Origin of the sequence: Bacillus sp. N12A5 (assembly GCF_026790125.1) — a bacterium.
GTDB lineage: Bacteria > Bacillota > Bacilli > Bacillales > Bacillaceae > Bacillus.
This window is the reverse complement of the sequence record NZ_JALAMR010000016.1, coordinates 50,805-70,695: the sequence shown is the minus strand read 5'-3', so window position 1 is coordinate 70,695 and position 19,891 is coordinate 50,805. Positions and strand designations below refer to the sequence as shown.

At 44.8% G+C, this 19,891-nt stretch carries 26 protein-coding genes; 23 read left to right on the top strand and 3 right to left on the bottom strand.

Features of this window, described 5'->3' with window-relative positions:
• The first annotated feature begins 11 nt into the window (after positions 1-11).
• Both gcvPA and gcvPB read left to right on the top strand, forming a co-directional pair.
• Positions 12-1,358 carry an aminomethyl-transferring glycine dehydrogenase subunit GcvPA gene (gene gcvPA / locus MOC09_RS16005; RefSeq protein WP_268371084.1) on the top strand — a complete coding sequence of 449 codons (1,347 nt, stop codon included), beginning with the start codon at positions 12-14 and terminating at the stop codon, positions 1,356-1,358.
• Positions 1,351-2,817 (top strand): aminomethyl-transferring glycine dehydrogenase subunit GcvPB, encoded by a 1,467-nt coding sequence (gene gcvPB / locus MOC09_RS16000; protein ID WP_268360688.1) that lies wholly within the window; start codon positions 1,351-1,353, stop codon positions 2,815-2,817. The genes gcvPA and gcvPB overlap by 8 nt, the downstream gene beginning before the upstream one ends.
• A 33-nt stretch (positions 2,818-2,850) precedes the next feature.
• On the opposite strand, the gene MOC09_RS15995 is transcribed toward gcvPB, so the two are convergent.
• The gene (locus MOC09_RS15995; RefSeq protein WP_268367154.1) at positions 2,851-3,231 is read right to left on the bottom strand and encodes a rhodanese-like domain-containing protein; all 381 of its coding nucleotides are present in this window, start codon (positions 3,229-3,231) and stop codon (positions 2,851-2,853) included.
• A 190-nt stretch (positions 3,232-3,421) separates the two neighbouring features.
• Between MOC09_RS15995 and lipM the strand changes: the two genes are divergently transcribed.
• From lipM to MOC09_RS15980, 3 genes are all read left to right on the top strand, one after another.
• On the top strand, positions 3,422-4,258 hold the full coding sequence (lipM, locus tag MOC09_RS15990) for an octanoyltransferase LipM (protein ID WP_268360686.1): 837 nt from the start codon (positions 3,422-3,424) through the stop codon (positions 4,256-4,258).
• A gap of 99 nt (positions 4,259-4,357) precedes the next feature.
• Complete coding sequence (gene mntR, locus MOC09_RS15985; RefSeq protein WP_003236923.1) at positions 4,358-4,786, top strand: transcriptional regulator MntR; 429 nt, start codon at positions 4,358-4,360, stop codon at positions 4,784-4,786.
• Between the two features lie 126 nt (positions 4,787-4,912).
• On the top strand, positions 4,913-5,788 hold the full coding sequence (locus MOC09_RS15980; RefSeq protein ID WP_268360684.1) for a patatin-like phospholipase family protein: 876 nt from the start codon (positions 4,913-4,915) through the stop codon (positions 5,786-5,788).
• On the opposite strand, the gene MOC09_RS15975 is transcribed toward MOC09_RS15980, so the two are convergent.
• A complete protein-coding gene (locus tag MOC09_RS15975; protein ID WP_268360682.1) occupies positions 5,785-6,180 on the bottom strand; it encodes an SA1362 family protein in 396 nt (131 codons plus the stop codon). The two genes, MOC09_RS15980 and MOC09_RS15975, sit on opposite strands and share 4 nt — an antisense overlap.
• A gap of 40 nt (positions 6,181-6,220) precedes the next feature.
• Positions 6,221-7,177, bottom strand: coding sequence for a DUF1385 domain-containing protein (locus MOC09_RS15970; protein ID WP_268360680.1), 957 nt, complete (start codon positions 7,175-7,177; stop codon positions 6,221-6,223).
• 226 nt (positions 7,178-7,403) lie between these two features.
• On the opposite strand from MOC09_RS15970, the gene MOC09_RS15965 reads away from it, so the two are divergent.
• The 18 genes from MOC09_RS15965 to folD all read left to right on the top strand — a co-directional run bounded on the left by MOC09_RS15965 (position 7,404) and on the right by folD (position 19,818).
• The gene (locus MOC09_RS15965; protein WP_268360679.1) at positions 7,404-7,940 is read left to right on the top strand and encodes a YqhR family membrane protein; all 537 of its coding nucleotides are present in this window, start codon (positions 7,404-7,406) and stop codon (positions 7,938-7,940) included.
• Positions 7,941-8,027: 87 nt separating this feature from the next.
• The gene (gene aroQ / locus MOC09_RS15960; protein WP_268371083.1) at positions 8,028-8,468 is read left to right on the top strand and encodes a type II 3-dehydroquinate dehydratase; all 441 of its coding nucleotides are present in this window, start codon (positions 8,028-8,030) and stop codon (positions 8,466-8,468) included.
• A gap of 2 nt (positions 8,469-8,470) precedes the next feature.
• On the top strand, positions 8,471-9,532 hold the full coding sequence (gene papA, locus MOC09_RS15955) for an aminopeptidase PapA (RefSeq protein WP_268371082.1): 1,062 nt from the start codon (positions 8,471-8,473) through the stop codon (positions 9,530-9,532).
• 24 nt (positions 9,533-9,556) lie between these two features.
• On the top strand, positions 9,557-10,114 hold the full coding sequence (gene efp, locus MOC09_RS15950) for an elongation factor P (protein WP_268367153.1): 558 nt from the start codon (positions 9,557-9,559) through the stop codon (positions 10,112-10,114).
• 144 nt (positions 10,115-10,258) lie between these two features.
• Positions 10,259-10,540 (top strand): YqhV family protein, encoded by a 282-nt coding sequence (locus MOC09_RS15945; protein ID WP_003226379.1) that lies wholly within the window; start codon positions 10,259-10,261, stop codon positions 10,538-10,540.
• Positions 10,541-10,615: 75 nt separating this feature from the next.
• On the top strand, positions 10,616-11,539 hold the full coding sequence (gene spoIIIAA, locus MOC09_RS15940; protein WP_268367152.1) for a stage III sporulation protein AA: 924 nt from the start codon (positions 10,616-10,618) through the stop codon (positions 11,537-11,539).
• The gene (gene spoIIIAB / locus MOC09_RS15935) at positions 11,533-12,048 is read left to right on the top strand and encodes a stage III sporulation protein SpoIIIAB (RefSeq protein WP_268367151.1); all 516 of its coding nucleotides are present in this window, start codon (positions 11,533-11,535) and stop codon (positions 12,046-12,048) included. Before spoIIIAA ends, spoIIIAB begins: the two co-directional genes overlap by 7 nt.
• A gap of 22 nt (positions 12,049-12,070) precedes the next feature.
• The gene (gene spoIIIAC / locus MOC09_RS15930) at positions 12,071-12,277 is read left to right on the top strand and encodes a stage III sporulation protein AC (RefSeq protein ID WP_003153142.1); all 207 of its coding nucleotides are present in this window, start codon (positions 12,071-12,073) and stop codon (positions 12,275-12,277) included.
• A 6-nt stretch (positions 12,278-12,283) separates the two neighbouring features.
• Complete coding sequence (gene spoIIIAD / locus MOC09_RS15925; protein WP_003230228.1) at positions 12,284-12,685, top strand: stage III sporulation protein AD; 402 nt, start codon at positions 12,284-12,286, stop codon at positions 12,683-12,685.
• Positions 12,686-12,703: 18 nt separating this feature from the next.
• Positions 12,704-13,903 carry a stage III sporulation protein AE gene (gene spoIIIAE, locus MOC09_RS15920; protein ID WP_268367150.1) on the top strand — a complete coding sequence of 400 codons (1,200 nt, stop codon included), beginning with the start codon at positions 12,704-12,706 and terminating at the stop codon, positions 13,901-13,903.
• A gap of 13 nt (positions 13,904-13,916) precedes the next feature.
• Positions 13,917-14,537: a stage III sporulation protein AF gene (gene spoIIIAF, locus MOC09_RS15915; RefSeq protein WP_268367149.1), complete on the top strand. Its 621-nt coding sequence runs from the start codon at positions 13,917-13,919 to the stop codon at positions 14,535-14,537.
• Positions 14,530-15,216: a stage III sporulation protein AG gene (spoIIIAG, locus tag MOC09_RS15910; RefSeq protein ID WP_268371081.1), complete on the top strand. Its 687-nt coding sequence runs from the start codon at positions 14,530-14,532 to the stop codon at positions 15,214-15,216. Before spoIIIAF ends, spoIIIAG begins: the two co-directional genes overlap by 8 nt.
• Positions 15,217-15,867 carry a stage III sporulation ratchet engulfment protein SpoIIIAH gene (spoIIIAH, locus tag MOC09_RS15905; protein ID WP_268360560.1) on the top strand — a complete coding sequence of 217 codons (651 nt, stop codon included), beginning with the start codon at positions 15,217-15,219 and terminating at the stop codon, positions 15,865-15,867.
• Between the two features lie 154 nt (positions 15,868-16,021).
• Positions 16,022-16,504 (top strand): acetyl-CoA carboxylase biotin carboxyl carrier protein, encoded by a 483-nt coding sequence (gene accB, locus MOC09_RS15900; RefSeq protein ID WP_268360562.1) that lies wholly within the window; start codon positions 16,022-16,024, stop codon positions 16,502-16,504.
• A gap of 11 nt (positions 16,505-16,515) precedes the next feature.
• On the top strand, positions 16,516-17,868 hold the full coding sequence (gene accC / locus MOC09_RS15895; protein ID WP_268360564.1) for an acetyl-CoA carboxylase biotin carboxylase subunit: 1,353 nt from the start codon (positions 16,516-16,518) through the stop codon (positions 17,866-17,868).
• A 20-nt stretch (positions 17,869-17,888) separates the two neighbouring features.
• On the top strand, positions 17,889-18,296 hold the full coding sequence (gene yqhY / locus MOC09_RS15890; RefSeq protein WP_003236896.1) for a fatty acid biosynthesis protein YqhY: 408 nt from the start codon (positions 17,889-17,891) through the stop codon (positions 18,294-18,296).
• A gap of 263 nt (positions 18,297-18,559) precedes the next feature.
• Positions 18,560-18,955 carry a transcription antitermination factor NusB gene (nusB, locus tag MOC09_RS15885; RefSeq protein WP_003226401.1) on the top strand — a complete coding sequence of 132 codons (396 nt, stop codon included), beginning with the start codon at positions 18,560-18,562 and terminating at the stop codon, positions 18,953-18,955.
• An 11-nt stretch (positions 18,956-18,966) separates the two neighbouring features.
• Positions 18,967-19,818, top strand: coding sequence for a bifunctional methylenetetrahydrofolate dehydrogenase/methenyltetrahydrofolate cyclohydrolase FolD (gene folD / locus MOC09_RS15880; RefSeq protein ID WP_222143138.1), 852 nt, complete (start codon positions 18,967-18,969; stop codon positions 19,816-19,818).
• The last annotated feature ends 73 nt before the right edge of the window (positions 19,819-19,891 follow it).

The window sequence follows — 19,891 nt, the reverse complement described above, 5'->3', positions numbered from 1 at the left end:
GGAGTCAACACATGAAGCACCGTTATTTGCCCGCAACAGAAAATGATAAACAGGAGATGCTTGCTGCTATCGGCGTAAACAGCATTGAGGAATTATTTGCTGATATACCGGAAAATGTCAGATATCAAAAAGAGTATCAAATCAAAAAAGCGAAATCAGAAACCGAATTAACAAGAGAATTGACGAAGCTGGCTTCTAAAAATTGTGATACTGTACAACATGCGTCTTTCCTAGGAGCGGGTGTATATGACCACTATCAGCCTGTCATTGTGGATCATGTCATTTCACGCTCTGAGTTTTATACGGCTTATACACCGTATCAGCCGGAAATTTCACAAGGGGAGCTTCAGGCCATTTTCGAATTCCAAACGATGATCTGTGAGCTGACAGGAATGGATATCGCCAACTCCTCTATGTATGATGGCGGAACAGCCTTGGCGGAAGCGGCCATGCTTGCTTCCGGACACACGAAAAATAAAAAAATCGTTGTGTCAAAAACCGTGCATCCTGAATCGAGAGAAGTGCTGAAAACGTACGCAAAAGGTCAGTATATTGAGGTCGTTGAAGTCCCCGCTAAAGATGGCGTTACTGATATTGATGCTTTGCGCCAAACCGTTTGCGAGGACACGGCTGCAGTGATCGTTCAGTACCCTAATTTTTTTGGCCGGGTTGAGCCGTTAAAGGAGCTTGAGCCTATCGCTCATCAAGGAAAATCCATGTTTATTGTGTCAGCTAACCCTCTTGCACTAGGCCTTCTCACTCCGCCGGGCAAGTTTCATGCTGATATCGTCGTCGGTGATGCGCAGCCTTTCGGCATTCCTTCCGCATACGGCGGCCCGCACTGCGGCTTTTTTGCAGTCAACAAAAAATTAATGAGAAAAGTGCCGGGCCGTCTCGTCGGGCAAACGGAAGACGAAAACGGCAAAAGAGGCTTTGTGCTTACTTTGCAAGCCAGGGAACAGCATATCCGGAGAGATAAAGCGACATCAAATATATGCTCGAACCAGGCTTTAAATGCATTGGCAGCTTCTGTCGCCATGACAGCGCTCGGAAAAAACGGCGTAAAAGCAATCGCCCGCCAAAATCTCCTAAAAGCCAGCTATGCCAAGCAAGAAGCAAAAAAAGCCGGGCTCACCGTCATGTTTGACGGGCCGATGTTTAATGAATTTGTCATCAAACTGGATGAGCCGGTGAAAGCAGTGAACCAGCGTCTGCTGGCAAAAGGCATCATCGGCGGATATGATCTTGGGCTGACGTATTCGGAGCTGGACTGTCATATGCTGATTGCGGTAACGGAGCTGAGAACAAAAGAAGAAATTGACGCACTCATTCAGGAATTGGGGGATCGCCATGAGTAATCAGGATCAGGCACTTATTTTTGAGCTTTCCAGAGAAGGCCGTATCGGCTATAGTCTGCCGGAGCTCGATGTACCGGAAATCGAATTGGAGGAGCTATTGCCAGACACCTATATTCGTGATGAGGACGCAGAGCTGCCGGAGGTGTCAGAGCTGGATATCATGCGCCATTATACAGCGCTGTCCAAACGTAACCACGGGGTGGATTCCGGTTTTTACCCGCTCGGTTCCTGCACAATGAAATACAATCCGAAAATAAATGAAAAAATCGCGCGAATTCCCGGTTTTGCTGCGATTCATCCTCTTCAGGATGAGGACACGGTGCAGGGCGCTTTAGAGCTTTTATATGATTTAAGCGAGCACCTTGAGGAAATTACGGGAATGGATGAAGTCACGCTTCAGCCCGCTGCCGGGGCGCATGGCGAGTGGACGGGGCTGATGATGATCCGCGCGTATCATGAAGCGCGCGGGGATGTCAAACGGACGAAGGTCATCGTACCTGATTCCGCGCACGGGACGAACCCTGCTTCAGCGACCGTAGCAGGCTTTGAAACAGTAACGGTCAAATCGAATGAAAACGGGCTTGTTGATCTGGAGGATTTAAAAAGAGCAGTGGATGAAGAAACTGCGGCTCTTATGCTGACGAATCCAAACACGCTTGGCTTGTTTGAGGAACAGATCACTGAGATGGCGGAAATTGTTCACCAAGCGGGAGGAAAACTGTACTATGACGGCGCTAATTTAAATGCGGTTTTGAGCAAGGCGAGACCGGGAGATATGGGTTTTGACGTAGTGCACCTCAACCTGCATAAAACATTCACAGGGCCACATGGCGGCGGAGGCCCCGGCTCAGGACCTGTGGGTGTAAAAAAAGAGCTGATTCCTTATTTGCCAAAACCTGTTTTAATCAAAAAAGAAGGGCGCTTTACGTTTGATTATGACCGTCCTCATGCAATCGGCCGCGTGAAGCCGTATTACGGCAATTTCGGCATCAATGTCAGAGCGTATACGTATATCCGCTCCATGGGGCCTGACGGGTTAAAGGCTGTTACTGAGAACGCAGTGTTAAATGCCAACTATATGATGAGAAAGCTCGCGCCTTATTACGATCTTCCGTTTGACCGTCATTGCAAGCATGAGTTTGTATTGTCAGGGAAGCGGCAGAAAAAGCTGGGAGTGCGTACGCTTGATATTGCAAAACGGCTGCTCGATTTCGGCTATCATCCGCCTACAATTTATTTCCCGCTTAATGTTGAAGAATGCATCATGATCGAACCGACAGAGACAGAATCAAAAGAAACACTTGACGCGTTTATCGACGCTATGATTCAAATTGCGAGAGAAGCGGAGGAGACTCCGGAGCTCGTCCAGGAGGCGCCGCATACGACCATTGTAAAAAGAATGGATGAAACAAAAGCGGCGAGACACCCGGTGCTCAGATACGAGGCGGAAGAGAAATAAATAAAAACAGCTGTCTATCAGACAGCTGTTTCTTTATTTCTTTGCTTTAATTTTTCCGCCCCACTTTTTAAAGCCGCCTTTTAGGTTGTAAATCTCAGTGCAGCCGTTTTTGCGCAGGGTTTGTGCCGCGCGTCCGCTGCGCACACTGTTTTGGCAGTACAGATAGACAGGCTTGTCCGGGCGAATTTCATTTTTTCTCTGTTTCAGCTGAGAAAGCGGGATATTGCGGGCGCCTAAAATATGTCCGCCCTCAAACTCATTCGGTTCACGAACGTCAATAAGCTGCGCTTTTCGGTAACCCGCGCGGAATTCTTCTTCCGTAAGTGTTTTCATAATTCGCTGCTGATAGATATATGAAGCAATCATATAAACGATAAACGCAGCAAAAATAATCAAAACGATCATATTAGACAATGCAATTCTACTCCTTTAGCGTATAAAATCAAGGCCTTGCCTCATAAAACAAGGCCATAGAGCCGTTTTCGACAAGTACTATTATAGTAAAGCCGGGCGTGATTGTCATCCATAATGAAACGAAAATATTTTTCATTTTCCCGGCAGTTTGATAAACTAATTCTATTAAAACGGTAAGGAAGGTCTTAAAATGGAAAAAGAAACTTGGCGGTTTATAGACTCAGGCAATGCAAGCCCTGCATTTAATATGGCGCTTGATGAAGCGCTTTTATATTGGCACAGCGAAAAGAAGATTCCCCCGGTTATCCGTTTTTACGGCTGGAATCCGGCGACTCTTTCTGTAGGGTATTTTCAAAATATTAAAAAGGAAATCAATTTTGAAGCAGTACATAAGTATAATCTCGGATTTGTAAGACGCCCGACCGGCGGGAGAGGCGTTCTGCACGATCAGGAATTGACATACAGCGTAATTGTTTCGGAAGAGCATCCCGAAATGCCGGCGACTGTTACTGAGGCATACCGGGTCATTTCAGAAGGCATACTCCAAGGCTTCAGAAATCTCGGTCTGGACGCTTACTTTGCCATCCCGAGAACCGAAAAAGAAAAAGAAAGCTTGAAAAATCCGCGGTCATCGGTTTGTTTTGACGCGCCGTCCTGGTATGAGCTGGTGGTCGAGGGACGCAAGGTGGCGGGAAGCGCACAAACACGGCAAAAAGGCGTGATTCTTCAGCACGGCTCTATACTGCTTGATTTGGATGAGGACAAGCTATTCGATCTGTTTTTGTATCCGAGTGAAAGAGTGAGAGAGCGGATGCAGCGCAATTTCAAAAATAAAGCGGTTGCCATTAATGAACTCACAGAAAAGCGGGTGACGATGGATGAGGCCCGTAAAGCCTTTAAAGAAGGATTTGAAACAGGCCTTAACATTCATTTGGAGCCGTACGAACTATCTCAAGAAGAGCTTGATTTTGTTCATCATTTGGCGGAAACAAAATACGCTTCAGATGAATGGAATTATAAGCGGTAAAAAGGGCTTTTGGCCCGCGGAGCATCCTTGTTTTTTCAAGTTCATTAGTGTAAACTTGTAATGGTTTATAAAGTTAAGGTGCTTTTTGGGAGGGTTTCGATGACAACACCAAGTATGGAAGATTATATTGAACAGATTTATATGCTGATTGAAGAAAAAGGATATGCACGGGTTTCCGATATCGCGGAAGCATTGGCAGTCCATCCCTCCTCTGTAACGAAAATGGTTCAAAAACTAGATAAAGACGAATATTTAATTTATGAAAAATATCGCGGTCTCGTGTTAACGTCTAAAGGGAAAAAAATAGGCAAACGGCTGGTATACAGACATGAATTGCTTGAGCAGTTTTTAAGAATCATTGGTGTTGATGAAGAGAAAATATATAATGATGTCGAAGGAATTGAACATCATTTAAGCTGGAACAGCATTGATCGCATCGGAGATCTTGTTCAATATTTTGAAGAAGATGATGCTCGTAAAAAAGATCTGAAATCAATCCAAAAGAAAACAGAACATCATAATCAGTAAAAAGGCGGTCTCAAAGGAGGCCGTCTTTTTTGATTCGCTGTGCTATACCTCATTCGTTGGTCTATTTTTTCGTGTGTTTTCTTAAAATGATAATAAACGATCGGTTGGAGGGGGAGGGGAATTGAGATGTATATTGACGGTGTATTTTCCGGCGGCGGAGTAAAAGGCATTGCTTTGGCAGGCGCTTATGAAGCGCTTGAGGAGAAAGGCTTCCGCTTTAAACGGCTTGCGGGTACAAGCGCGGGCGCCATTATTGCCGCTTTCATTGCCTCAGGTTACACCAGTAAGGAAATCCACGCGTTAATTAAAGAAGTGGACGGAGAGAAATTGCTGGACCAACGCTACTCATTTCTCCCCTTAAAAATGCTCCAGTGGGTGTCTATCTACTGGCGTCTCGGCTTATATAAAGGCGACACGATAGAAAAATGGATTGCTGACCTGTTAAGAGCGAAAGGCATAAGGGTTTTCGGGGACTTGCAGAAAGGGTCTCTGCGCCTTATCGCTTCTGATCTGACAAACGGCACCATGATTGTTTTGCCGGACGATCTGGTCCGTTATGGATTAAATCCTGATATGTTTCCGGTTGCCAGAGCAGTAAGAATGAGCTGCAGCATTCCGTATTTCTTTGAACCGATAAAATTAAAAACGGACATAGGCACCGCCACGGTTGTTGACGGAGGAGTGTTAAGCAATTTTCCCATCTGGCTGTTTTCAAAGGAAAGAAAACGCCCTGTAATCGGTGTAACGCTTGCGCCGCGGGAAAGGGAGCGGCCGAAAAAAAATATCCGCAACGCTTTCGAACTGTTTGGCGCCCTGTTTGAAACGATGAAGGATGCGCATGACGCAAGGCATATTGCGTCACGCTATGAACAAAATATCATTTTTCTGCCGGTTGACGGCGTAATGACGACAGACTTTCATTTAACACAACAAAAAAAACTAGCCCTGATTGAGCTAGGTAAAAAACGGACAGAGCAATTTTTAACACAGTGGACCTATTAAAAAAGCGCTCTGTTTTTCTTTTTATTTTTTTTCCCTTCTATAACAGTCAGCTGAGTCTGGCTTTTTTTCTTGAGAATCATCGGCTTAGGCTTGCTGGCGCTTGGAACGCTTCGCAGGTGGCTGACACGTCCCTTATGCCCTGCGCGGTGTTTTGCTTTTTGTTCTTTCATCCGGCGCCGCGACTGTTTCGCCGCTTTTCGGAAGGCCGCTCCTTCGCTGCCCGCATTTCGATTCATTACATATTTTACAATAAAATAAATAATGATACCTGCCACGATGACGGTAACCGCCATTTTTGCCATTTGTCCGGGATTGGTTACCAGCACATAGAGGAAACCGAACGCTCCCAGCGCAATTAATACAGCAATAATAGGTTGTACACGATGATTCATAACTGTCCACCTCCGAAAGTAATAGCAGGGCAACGGATTTTTAGATGACGTTGTGAGAAGGCTTCTGCTTTTGTCCAGACATTTCTTCGAGTCTGAGAAGCTCGTTAAAGCTTTCGATGGCAACTTGAACCTGGTCATCCTTAGGCTCCTTTGTTGTTAACAGCTGAAGCCAGAGGCCCGGATACCCAAGAAATTTCAGCCCGGGAATATCACGCACTTTGTTCGTCAGCTGCAGAACTTCAAAGGATATGCCGAGTACGACCGGTATCAGTGCAACACGATCTATAACACGCAGCCATAGCGGATCTGTCGGAACAAGCATATAGACAAACATGCCGACAATGATCGTAAATAAAATAAAACTTGATCCGCAGCGATAATGAAGCCGAGATTGGTTTTGAACATTCTCCACTGTAATTGGCAAATTCTGTTCATAACAGTTTATGACTTTATGTTCGGCTCCATGATATTGAAACACTCTTTTAATGAGCGGCGTCATGGACAAAAAGTAAATATAACCGAGCAGCAAAATCAACTTAAACAGGCTTTCAACCGCGATTTGCGCTATGTCTGATGAGAAAATCGGCCTTGTCAGTTCAGCTAAGAAAACAGGAACCAATGTAAATACGAATTTACTGAACAAAAATGATAAGACGCCGATTACAGCGAGGCTGAGATACATAGACAGCCCGGAGGATTTTTTCTCTTCCTGCTCAAGTGTCTCGTCTTCAGACGGATCAAGCCCGTAACGTTCGCTTGAAAAATTCAAATGCTTGGTGCCGTTTGCGCTCGCTTCAATAATGGCCGCGATCCCCCGTAAAAACGGTATCTTTTTCACGATGTTCAGTTTCGGATTGTGTTTGCGGGGAAGCTTAAAGAAGTTAATGCTTCCATCCGTCCTTCTGATGGCCGTAACGTAATGATGCTTTCCGCCAAACATAACGCCTTCCACAACTGCCTGCCCGCCGTAAGCGGGCGGAATTTTATGTTTTGACATATTATCAACCTGCCTATTTCTTTAGGATTGCTAACCATTTCCTTTCACTCTATTGTACAGGAAACAGCGCTAAACCTCTAGATTGACAGGCTGAAAAATTGCCATAGCCTTGCTTTTTCTACATGCATTATACCCGTTATTTTCAAATTTTACTCGCAGCTTCCAAAAAGTGTGAGCTTTTTAATTGACATTTTATTTTTTGGGCACACTTTTAACAGGAGGTGCCATGATGACAAGCGAAAAAAACACAGAACAAAATAAAGAATCGAATGAGAAGCAAGGGCCGCCTGTTCCGATGGCCGGCAGGGTGGCGGCAACAGGTTTTTGCGGCGGCGTATTATGGAGTTTTATCGCTTATATTGCGTATTTGTTTCATTTTTCCGAAGTCAGCCCGAATATGATTTTGCAGCCGTTTGTGCTCGGTGAGTGGAAAAAACATGGACTTGGAACCGTAATCAGCATCATTTTGATCGGGATTATTTCAATTGGCGCAGCATTTCTTTATTTTCTTCTATTGAAACGTTTAAAAACAATGTGGCCGGGTATTTTATACGGCTTGCTGCTTTGGCTGCTCGTGTTTTTTGTTTTTAATCCGATCTTTCCTGATGTGCGCGCGGTGACCGAGCTGAAAGCAGATACAATTATTACGACCATATGCATCTATTTGCTTTACGGGCTGTTTGTCGGTTATTCCATTTCATTTGAATACAATGAGCTGAATTCGGAAAAGCTGGCACGTGCGCTTGGAACGCATAGAGAATAGTGTATTATCCTTTTCCAGTATGATAAAATGTTCACGAGAAGTGAACATTTTTTACATGAGAAACCCTCGTGAAAAGGAGAGATTCATGTGCCTCATTTTTTAATTTTGAACGGCCCAAATGTCAATCGGCTGGGGAAGCGTGAGCCGGAGGTATTCGGCCGCCGGACACTGACTGATATCGAAACAGATCTGTTTCATTTTGCTGAAGCCTTACATATCCAGCTCACTTTCTTCCAGTCTAACCACGAAGGTGATTTGATAGATGCGATACATGAGGCTGAGGAGCAATACGATGGGATTGTTCTGAACCCTGGCGCCCTGAGCCATTACAGCTATGCGGTCAGGGATGCTGTTTCTAGCATCAGCCTTCCAGTGGTTGAGGTGCATTTATCAAACTTATATGCCAGAGAAGAATTCAGGCATCAGTCGGTCATCGCTCCGGTTGCGAAAGGGCAGATTGTCGGTCTTGGATCTGAAGGCTACAAGCTTGCGCTCCGTTACTTAATTAGCCAGCAAGGGGGAGAATAAAGATGAAGCTAGAGAAATTACGAAACCTGTTTGGTCAGCTGGGGATTGACGGAATGCTGATTACAAGCAGCACAAATGTACGCTATATGACTGGGTTTACGGGTTCTGCGGGCCTGGCTGTCATATCAGGTGACAGGGCCGCGTTTATTACGGATTTTCGCTATACAGAGCAGGCGAAGGTTCAGGTAAAGGGCTTTGAGATCATTGAACACGGCGGAAGCTTAATTCAGACTGTGTCCGACACGGTTGAAGCGTTCGGCATCAAACGCCTTGGCTTTGAGCAAAATAGCATGACATACGGTACATACGCATCATACAGCGCGATTATCAGCGAGGCTGAATTAGTGCCTGTCGCTGATTCTGTAGAAAAGTTGCGCTTGATTAAGTCTAGTGAAGAGATTAAGATATTAGAGGAAGCTGCGAAGATTGCAGATGATGCCTTCAAACATATCTTGACGTTTATGAAACCCGGCATTTCTGAAATCGCTGTTGCCAATGAGCTGGAGTTTTATATGAGAAGCCAAGGAGCTGACAGCTCTTCTTTTGATATGATTGTCGCCTCTGGCCTTCGGTCAAGCCTTCCGCACGGTGTGGCGAGTGGCAAACTGATTGAAAGCGGAGACCTTGTTACGCTTGATTTTGGCGCTTATTATAAAGGGTATTGTTCTGATATTACCCGTACGGTCGCTGTAGGCCAGCCCAGCGATCAATTGAAGGAGATTTATCAGGTCGTATTTGATGCTCAGGCACTCGGCGTCGCACATATTAAGCCGGGAATGACAGGAAAAGAGGCTGACGCCCTTACAAGGGATCACATTGCTGCAAAAGGCTACGGTGAGTATTTCGGCCATTCAACCGGGCACGGGCTCGGCATGGAAGTTCATGAATCGCCGGGATTGTCCGTCAGATCTTCAGCTATCCTTGAACCGGGCATGGTGGTCACAGTGGAGCCGGGCATTTACATACCAGAAACAGGCGGTGTCCGTATAGAAGATGACATCGTGATTACAGAAAACGGCAACCGGACAATCACCCATTCCCCAAAAGAACTAATTATTTTGTGATTGGAATATAGGAGGACATTAAACATGATTTCAGTTAACGATTTCCGTACAGGATTAACAATCGAAGTAGACGGCGGCATTTGGCGCGTCGTTGATTTCCAGCACGTAAAACCTGGTAAAGGCGCGGCATTTGTCCGCTCTAAACTTCGCAACCTTCGTACCGGCGCCATTCAGGAAAAAACCTTCCGTGCTGGTGAAAAAGTAGCGAAAGCGCAAATCGAAACAAAAACAATGCAATACCTATATGCAAACGGAGACCAGCACGTATTTATGGATACTTCTTCTTATGAGCAGCTGGAACTGAGTGCGGCTCAAATCGAAGAGGAATTAAAATACCTGCTTGAAAACATGTCTGTGCATATCATGATGTACCAAGATGAAACGCTCGGTATCGAACTGCCAAACACAGTTGAGCTGAAAGTTGTTGAGACTGAACCTGGTATTAAAGGCGATACAGCATCAGGCGGCACAAAACCTGCGAAAACTGAAACCGGCCTTGTTGTTAACGTGCCGTTCTTTGTGAATGAAGGCGACACACTTGTTGTCAATACAACAGACGGTTCTTACGTTTCAAGAGCATAAACAGAAATAAAGAAGTCTGTTCCCAAAAGGGAGCAGGCTTTTTTTGTGCCCAAAAACAGAATCTTTCTTTTATACGAAAATGACAAGACTACTTCTGCAAGCTAGAGCATATCATATAAAAAAATGGGAGGTTGGGAGAGTGCTATGAAATTTTTACTTGGAAATATCAATTCTACTGTTTTAACAATGGCTGGATTGCGAGTTTTATCTTCAATGATTGAGCTGACGGCAGCGATTATCATGCTTGTGACAAATGATGTCCGGAAGGCGGTTGTGGTTAACAGCATTCTCGCTATTGTCGGTCCGCTGATTTTTATCATCACCATGACTGTCGGAATCTACCAAATTGCCGGGCAGCTGTCGTATGCAAAGCTGATTCTGATTTTTACGGGTGTTGTTTTGATTTTGGCTGGTGTTCATAAATAAAGAGAGGCTTGTCATAAAGTCTGCCTCACATCATACATTTTAAAGAAGCCAATCGGTAGAAAGGAGGAGGCTCTGTTGAATGAAATTGCTGAGGTTCTCCCAGAATCCATGAAAAATGCCCTTTCTGAAATACCGGAACATCAATGGCTGGAAATCGAAGAAGTCCGAATTCGGGTCAACCGCCCTGTTGAATTGATTCGAAAAGGACAACCTGTTTTTTTGTCCTATGCGGGCACTGCTGAGGATGCCCATCTGATCCTCAGCCGGCTCAGCAACTATAGTATGTATACGCTCGAAGAAGAATTGAAGAAAGGGTATGTCACGATCAGAGGCGGCCACAGGGTCGGGCTGGCAGGCAGAGTCATTACGGAAAACGGAGGTGTGAAAGGCCTCCGTGACATCACATCTTTTAATATACGAATTGCCCGGCAAAAGCTGGGGATTGCGGAGCCGCTGCTTCCATACTTATATCAAAACAGCTGGCTGAATACGCTGGTTATCGGTCCGCCGCAAACCGGCAAAACAACACTTCTCCGGGATCTTGCCAGACTCTCGAGCACCGGCAAAAATCGCATATTGCCCGTAAAGACAGGAATCGTCGATGAACGGTCAGAAATTGCCGGATGCCTGCGCGGCATTCCCCAGCATCAATTTGGGCAGAGGATTGACGTATTAGACGCTTGTCCGAAGGCTGAGGGGCTGATGATGATGATTCGATCCATGAGCCCTGAGGTGATCATTGTTGATGAAATCGGACGCGTGGAAGATACAGATGCACTTCTTGAGGCCTTGCATGCCGGTGTTTCGGTAATCGTCTCGGCGCATGGCTGGAGCATATCCGATCTGATGAAGCGGCCTTCATTGAAGCGATTATGGGAAGAAAAGGCCTTTGACCGCTATTTGGAATTATCGAGAGCGAAGGGGCCGGGCACTGTAAGCCGCATTTATGACAAAGACGGAAATGTGCTGTCTGGAACGATGGGCGTGAAGTCATGCTGAAGCTGCTGGGCGCTGTATTCATTGTGGTAGCGACAACATGGACAGGTTTTGAAATGGCGAAGATTTATACGGAACGGCCGCGGCAAATTCGCCAGCTGCGCGCAGCACTCCAATCTCTCGAGGCTGAAATCATGTACGGCCATACACCGCTTCATACCGCTTCCCAGCAGATAGCCAAACAGCTGGCACAGCCTGTTTCGGCGCTTTTTATCACGTTCAGTGATCAGCTTGACAAGGGCAGTGATTCCGCAAAAACGGCGTGGGAGCAAAGCTTAAAGAAAGTGTGGAACACCATGTCTCTGAAAAAAAGCGAATATGACGTGCTGAAGCAATTTGGCGAGACGCTCGGTATTCATGACCGAATCTCACAGCAAAAGCACATCAAGCTGGCGCTGACACACTTGGAAGCCTCTGAAGCGGATGCAGAGCAGGCACAAGCCAAAAATGAAAAGATGATAAAAAGTTTGGGCTTTTTAGCGGGTTTGTTACTCATTCTTCTATTGATGTAAACGTGAGGGGAGCAAAAATAAAATGGGAGTAGACGTGAATGTCATTTTTCAAATCGCCGGAGTCGGAATCGTGGTCGCATTTTTACACACGATTTTGGATCAGATGGGCAAAAAAGAGTATGCCCAATGGGTGACGCTGCTAGGTTTTATCTATATTTTATTTATGGTCGCCACGATCGTAGATGACCTTTTTAAAAAGATAAAAGCTGTGTTTTTATTCCAAGGATAGGGGGGCTTGCAGATTGACATTGTTCAAATTGTAGGTTTAGGGCTGATTGCCACCTTCCTTTCTTTAATTGTAAAAGAACAAAAGCCGACTTTTGCGTTTTTAATCGTCGTGTTTGCCGGCTGTGCCATTTTTCTTTATTTAGTAGACCAAATCTACGACATTATTCGAATGATAGAAAAAATCGCAATTAATGCAAACGTCAACATGGTTTATGTTGAAACCATTTTAAAGATTATCGGAATCGCCTATATTGCTGAATTCGGGGCGCAGCTCACAAAAGATGCCGGCCAAGGAGCCATCGCCTCGAAAATAGAATTGGCAGGGAAAATTTTAATTCTCGTTATGGCTGTGCCTATTTTAACAGTCATTATCGAAACGATTCTCGGACTTATACCTTCTATGTCATAACCGAAAGGAGGCGGTAGATTGAAGCGTTTTCAATGGGCTTTGCTTCTGGCCGTGCTGATCATAACAGGCCGGGCAGAAATTGTACAAGCAGCAGGGGACGCCGAACAAACGGATCACCATGCTGAAACGGCTGAGCAATTAGCGGAAAGGACAGCGTCCTCGCTTGAAACAGACAAGATCGGTGAATTTTGGAATGACATTATGTCAGAGTACGGCGGACTGCTGCCGGAAAGCCAAAAAGGCAGCTTAATGGAGTTTATCAATGGCGATAAATCCTTTTCGCCGCAAGAATGGCTGAAGGCGCTCTTTTCTTATTTGTTTCATGAAGTGCTTGCTAATGGAAAGCTGCTGGGCACATTGATTTTACTCACGATTTTCTGTGTTATCCTGCAGCTTTTGCAAAATGCGTTTCAGCAAAGCACCGTCAGCAAGGTCGCCTACTCAATTGTGTACATGGTGCTGATTATCCTCGCGCTGAACAGTTTTCATGTGGCAATCAATTATGCGACAGAGGCCATTCAGACGATGACCAGCTTTATACTGGCGCTCATTCCGCTCCTCTTGGCGCTTTTGGCTTCCTCAGGCGGAGCTGTATCTGCAGCCTTCTTTCATCCTGTTATCCTCTTTCTGATGAACACGAGCGGTCTTTTAATTCAGAATATCGTCATGCCGCTGATTTTCTTATCAGCAATTCTGAGCATTGTCAGCACGATGACCGAACAATACAAAGTAACGCAGCTGGCCAACCTGCTCAGAAATATCGCCATCGGGGCACTGGCCGTCTTTCTTACCATCTTTCTCGGCGTTATTTCTGTTCAGGGAGCCTCAGCTGCAGTGACAGACGGCATTACGCTCAGGACGGCTAAATTTATAACCGGTAACTTTATTCCTGTGCTTGGCCGAATGTTTACTGATGCGACAGACACAGTGATCAGCGCTTCCTTATTGCTGAAAAATACCGTAGGGATTCTCGGTGTTGCTATTTTAATCTGTATTGCGGCATTTCCGGCAATCAAGGTGCTTTCCCTCGCTTTTATTTACAAGCTGGCAGCCGCTATTCTTCAGCCGCTTGGAGGCGGCCCTGTCATTACCTGCCTCGACGTCATCAGCAAAAGCGTCATTTATATATTTGCAGCTCTCGCCATTGTGTCTCTCATGTTTTTTTTAAGCCTTACTGTCATTATCACAGCCGGAAACCTCACGATGATGATGAAATAAAGGAGGCTGACGGATGAGTTTTCTAACTGAATGGCTTACCACCATCGTGTTGTTTATCCTATTTGCAATTGTCATTGATATGCTGCTGCCAAGCTCCAGCATGCAAAAGTACGCAAAAATGGTAGTCAGCCTGCTCTTAATTGTCGTCATGCTCACGCCGATTTTTAAGCTTTTTAACACAGACCCTGCAGTCATCTTTGAATACCTCACAAAAAACGGGCAGTCAGAGTCTGCCGACATAAAAAATCAAATCAATTCAAAAAAAATAGAAATACAAGCTTCCCAGCGCGCATATATTTTAGAAGAAATGGCTGTCCAACTAAAAAAGAAAGCGGAGGAGAGATTCAGTCATGATGAATACAAAGTAGGGCGCATCAAACTCACGGCAGGAGAAAAGGTAGATTCAGAAGAGGATATTAAAACAATCAGCGTGTATATGGCCCCGTCTTCTGAAAAAACGGTCCAAACGGTCGCGCCGGTCCACATTGATACAGATCATGCATACGTAACGAAAGAAGCAGCCGAACAAAAAGAAGCCAAACAGATCCAAACGCAGCTTGCGGACATTTGGGAAATCGGAAGTGAGAAAATTACGGTTCATATGGAAGGCGGGGAGAGTGTCGGCAATGAATAAAAACGGATTATGGAATGTATTGAAAAAGCAGTTTCTTCCGGGGCAAACGAAGGACGGTGAAAAGCCGAAGCTGACCAAATATCATTACTTTCTGTTCGTTTTTGTTCTCGGAGTTTCCTTTATGCTTGTCAGCCAGCTGTTTTCTTCTCCTGAGAAAACAGAAAACGCCAAACCGATAACGGCGGTATCCTCACAAGATACCAAAGACAGCAAAGAGAAAACAGCTGAAGTGTTTAAAGCCTCAAAATCTGAACCTAAGAACTCGATCGATGATTATGAAAAAGAATACGAGAACCAGCTGAAAGAAATTCTTGAAACAATCATAGGTGTGGACGATGTCTCTGTTGTCGTAAATGTTGATGCGACGTCGCTGAAAGTATACGAAAAAAACAAATCAAACAAAAATACAACCACTGAAGAAACAGATAAAGAAGGCGGAACTAGAAGCGTTACAGATCAGACATCCGAAGAAGAAATCGTCATGATCAAAAACGGCGATAAAGAAACACCGGTCGTCGTCCAAACGAAAAAGCCTGATATACGCGGTGTACTCGTTGTTGCTCAAGGAGTGGACAACGTTCAAATAAAACAAACCATTATTGAAGCGGTGACACGGGTCCTGGATGTTCCAAGCCACCGGGTTGCGGTTGCCCCTAAAAAAATAAAGGAGGATTCATAAATGCTCAAAAAACAAACTGTTTGGCTATTAACAATGCTCAGTCTTGTCGTGGTGTTAAGCGTCTACTATATCATGTCTCCGGAAAGCAAAAATGCCGTGCAAATGCAAAGTGAAAAAAGCGCGTCTGACAGCGGAGAGGTAGCAACTGAAAAAGCGCCTGCCAAGGAAGACACGAAGGAAAAAAACGGTACAGAAACTGAAAAAGAAGATGGAACAAAGGGCACGAAAGATTCATCAGCAGACAAGGAAACATCTGCTGAAGCCAGTGAAAAAGGAACTGTTGTCACAGAAACAGCCGATGATGATCTGTTCACGACGTACCGTCTTGATTTAGAAGATGCCAGAAGCAAAGAAAGAGAAGAGCTGAATGCCATTGTGTCAAGCGATGATGCAACAGCAAAAGAGAAAAGCGAAGCATACGATAAAATGACGGCTCTCAGTGAAGTGGAAGGGACAGAAAAACAGCTGGAAACGCTTATTAAAACACAAGGTTACGAAGATGCGCTCGTTAATGCTGAAGGAGATAAAATCAATATTACAGTCAAATCAGACAAACACTCCAAATCGAAGGCCACAGCGATCATAGACCTTGTGGCAAAAGAAATCAAAACAATGAAAGACGTCGCTGTCACATTTGAACCATCCAAATAAAGAAAGAGAAAACACGCCCGCTTAAACAGCGGGCTTTTTGCGTTGCAATCATATTAGAGTTGAATTCAAAAGTCCGCTCCTGTAAGATAAACATAGTATGTACTTTTAGTAGTAACCTATAAAAAAGAAATTTCATACATAGGAGTGCGATTGAATGTTAAATATGAAAGAAATCCACGAGCTGATTAAAGCAATTGACGAGTCTACAATTGACGAATTCGTATATGAAAATGAAGGTGTATCCTTAAAACTGAAAAAACATGAAGCAGGCACTGTTCAAGTCATGCAGCAGGCGCCGGCAGCATCTGTACAGGCTCAGGCTCCGCAGGCAGTTCAGCCGCAAGCGCAGCAAGCAGCTCCCGCACCTGCCCAAGAAGCACCGAAGCAAGATGAAAATCTGCATAAAATTACTTCACCAATGGTAGGAACGTTTTATGCATCTTCATCACCGGAAGCTGGCCCTTATGTAACGGCTGGTTCAAAAGTAAATGAAAATACAGTTGTCTGCATTGTAGAAGCGATGAAGCTATTCAACGAGATCGAAGCAGAAGTAAAAGGCGAAATCGTTGAAGTATTAGTAGAAAACGGCCAGCTGGTCGAATACGGACAACCTCTATTTCTTGTGAAAGCAGAGTAAGGAGACTTAACATGATTAAAAAGCTATTGATCGCCAACAGAGGAGAAATTGCTGTCAGAATCATCAGAGCCTGTAAGGAGCTCGGAATTGAGACTGTCGCTGTTTATTCAGAAGCCGATAAAGATGCCCTTCATGTTCAAATGGCCGATGAAGCTTTTTGTATCGGACCGAAAGCATCAAAAGACAGCTACTTAAATGTTACAAATATTGTGAGTGTTGCGAAGCTGACAGGCACGGACGCTATTCATCCGGGATATGGGTTCTTAGCTGAAAATGCTGATTTCGCGGAATTATGTGAAGAAGTCAACGTCACTTTTGTCGGCCCGAGTGCTGACGCCATTTCAAAAATGGGAACAAAAGACGTTGCGCGGGAAACGATGAAACAGGCAGGCGTCCCGATCGTACCGGGATCACAAGGAATTATAGAAAATGTGGAAGAAGCGGTTTCGCTTGCTAATGAAATTGGGTATCCTGTAATTATAAAAGCCACCGCAGGCGGAGGCGGAAAAGGGATCAGGGTTGCCCGCACCGAAGAGGAACTGATCAAAGGCATTAAGATTACACAGCAGGAAGCTGCAACAGCATTTGGAAATCCAGGTGTTTACATCGAAAAATACATAGAAGATTTTCGTCATGTTGAGATCCAAGTGCTTGCCGATAACTACGGAAATACGATCCATTTGGGTGAACGCGACTGCTCGATTCAAAGACGCCTGCAAAAGCTTTTGGAAGAAACGCCGTCTCCGGCGCTTGATTCAGAAATCAGGGAGCAGATGGGAGATGCAGCGGTTAAGGCTGCAAAAGCAGTCGGCTATACAGGCGCGGGAACTGTTGAATTTATTTACGACTACAAAGAACAGCGCTACTACTTCATGGAAATGAACACGAGAATCCAGGTAGAACATCCAGTAACAGAAATGGTAACAGGAACTGACCTGATTAAGGAACAGATCAAAGTTGCATCAGGAATGGAACTCAGCCTCAAACAAGAGGATGTCGAATTCCAAGGCTGGGCTATCGAATGCCGAATCAACGCAGAAAATCCAAGTAAAAATTTTATGCCGTCACCTGGTGAAATTAAAATGTACCTGCCTCCCGGCGGCCTTGGTGTCCGTGTCGATTCTGCTGCGTACCCGGGCTATGCCATCCCTCCGTACTATGACAGTATGATTGCAAAAGTAATCACATACGGAAAAACGAGAGATGAAGCCATTGCCCGCATGAAGCGCGCATTGAGCGAATTCGTGATCGAAGGCATTGAGACAACAATCCCGTTCCACTTAAAACTGCTTGAACACGAAACATTTGTAAGCGGAGAGTTTAATACAAAATTTTTAGAAACATATGATGTAATGGGCTCATAATTTTTACGGAGGTGAATTGAATGAAAGACAACAGCTTGCTTAAAATGGATCAAGAAGATACGCATTTAGGTAAGGTTGAGATTGCACCGGAAGTCATTGAGGTCATTGCCGGCATAGCAGCTTCAGAAGTTGACGGGGTTGCCGAAATGCGCGGAAACTTTGCGACAGGTGTCGTTGAGCGCTTCGGTAAAGTGAATCATGGCAAAGGTGTCAAAGTAGATCTGGCGGATGACGGAATTACAATCGATGTATACTGTGTCGTTACATTCGGTGTTTCAATTCCGAAAGTTGCAGCGTCTGTTCAGGAAAACATTCGTCAAACCTTATTAAATATGACGTCTCTTTCGATTAATGAGATCAATATTCACATCGTCGGCATTCAATTTGACACAAAAGCCCAGGAAGTCCAAATCGACGAAGAAATGTAAATGGCTTAACAAAAAACCAAGGGGAGGGCGGCCCTTTGGTTTTTTTACACGTTACCCTTTATTTCAAAGCATGAAGAAAACCGGCTCAAGGCAGCCGAGTTTCTTCATGAACGTGAAATCCGAATAATCATATTAAGGTGTGTGAAAATATTCGGCAATAGGGTAAAAAACCTTGATTTCAATATGCGGATACGAAAAAAATATGTTATGATCTCTTTGTGGCTTAACGACAAGCGGATAAAGAGGATCAAAGGAGAAAGAAAATGAAAAGAAGAACAGCAAGAGAAAAAGCTTTGCAGGCACTATTTCAAATTGATGTCAGCGATATTGCAGTGAATGAAGCCATAGAACATGCATTGGATGAAGAAAAAACAGATCCTTTCTTTGAACAGCTTGTGCACGGGGTATTGGAACACCAAGTTCAGCTGGATGAAATGATCTCCAAGCATCTGGTGAATTGGAAGCTCGATCGGATTGCCAATGTTGACCGCGCGATTTTGCGTCTGGCAGCATACGAAATGGCATATGCCGAAGACATTCCGGTGAATGTCTCTATGAACGAAGCGATTGAGCTGGCAAAACGGTTTGGTGATGACAAAGCGACAAAGTTTGTAAACGGGGTTCTTTCTAACATTAAATCTGATATTGAACAATCATAGGAGGAAAGAAAATGACTGCAACAATCATCGACGGAAAAGAAACGGCTAGAGAAAAACGCGAACAATTGGCAAAAGAGGTAGAAGAGCTTAAAAAGCAAGGCGTCACTCCTGGACTGGCGGTTATTTTGATTGGAGATGATCCTGCTTCTCACTCTTACGTGCGAGGAAAGAAAAAAGCGGCTGAAACAATGGGAATGAATTTCAAGCTCGATCAATTTGACAGCAGCCTTACCGAAGCTGAACTGCTTTCCATTATCGATCAATACAATCAAGATCCTGAGTTTCACGGCATTCTCGTTCAGCTTCCGCTTCCAGACCATATTTCTGAAAAAGCGGTAATCGAACGTATCTCTCCTGATAAAGATGTAGACGGTTTTCACCCGTTAAACGTAGGGAAAATGCTTCTTGGCGAAGATACGTTTCTTCCTTGTACGCCTCACGGAATTGTTGAGCTTTTGAAGAAAACGAATATTGACCTTTCCGGTAAAGAAGTTGTTGTAGTCGGCCGAAGCAATATTGTCGGCAAACCTGTCGGCCAGCTTTTATTAAATGAAAACGCGACGGTTACCTACTGTCATTCAAGAACAGAAAACATTACAGAACATACGAAAAAAGCGGACATCCTGGTGGTGGCAGTCGGCAGAGCCAATTTCATCAATGCAGACCAGATCAAAGAGGGTGCTGTTGTCATTGACGTCGGCGTTAACCGTCTGGAAAGCGGAAAGCTTTGCGGAGATGTTGAATTTGAAGGGGCAAAGGAAAAGGCATCCTTCATCACGCCGGTTCCGGGCGGAGTAGGTCCAATGACCATCACGATGCTTGCGCATAATACTGTTAAATCTGCGAAACGTACGTTATCATAGATAATTGGAGATATTCACAGGCGGGACGTTGGCCTGCTGTGAATATGAGCACGATACCCGCTTCTTCAGGCTC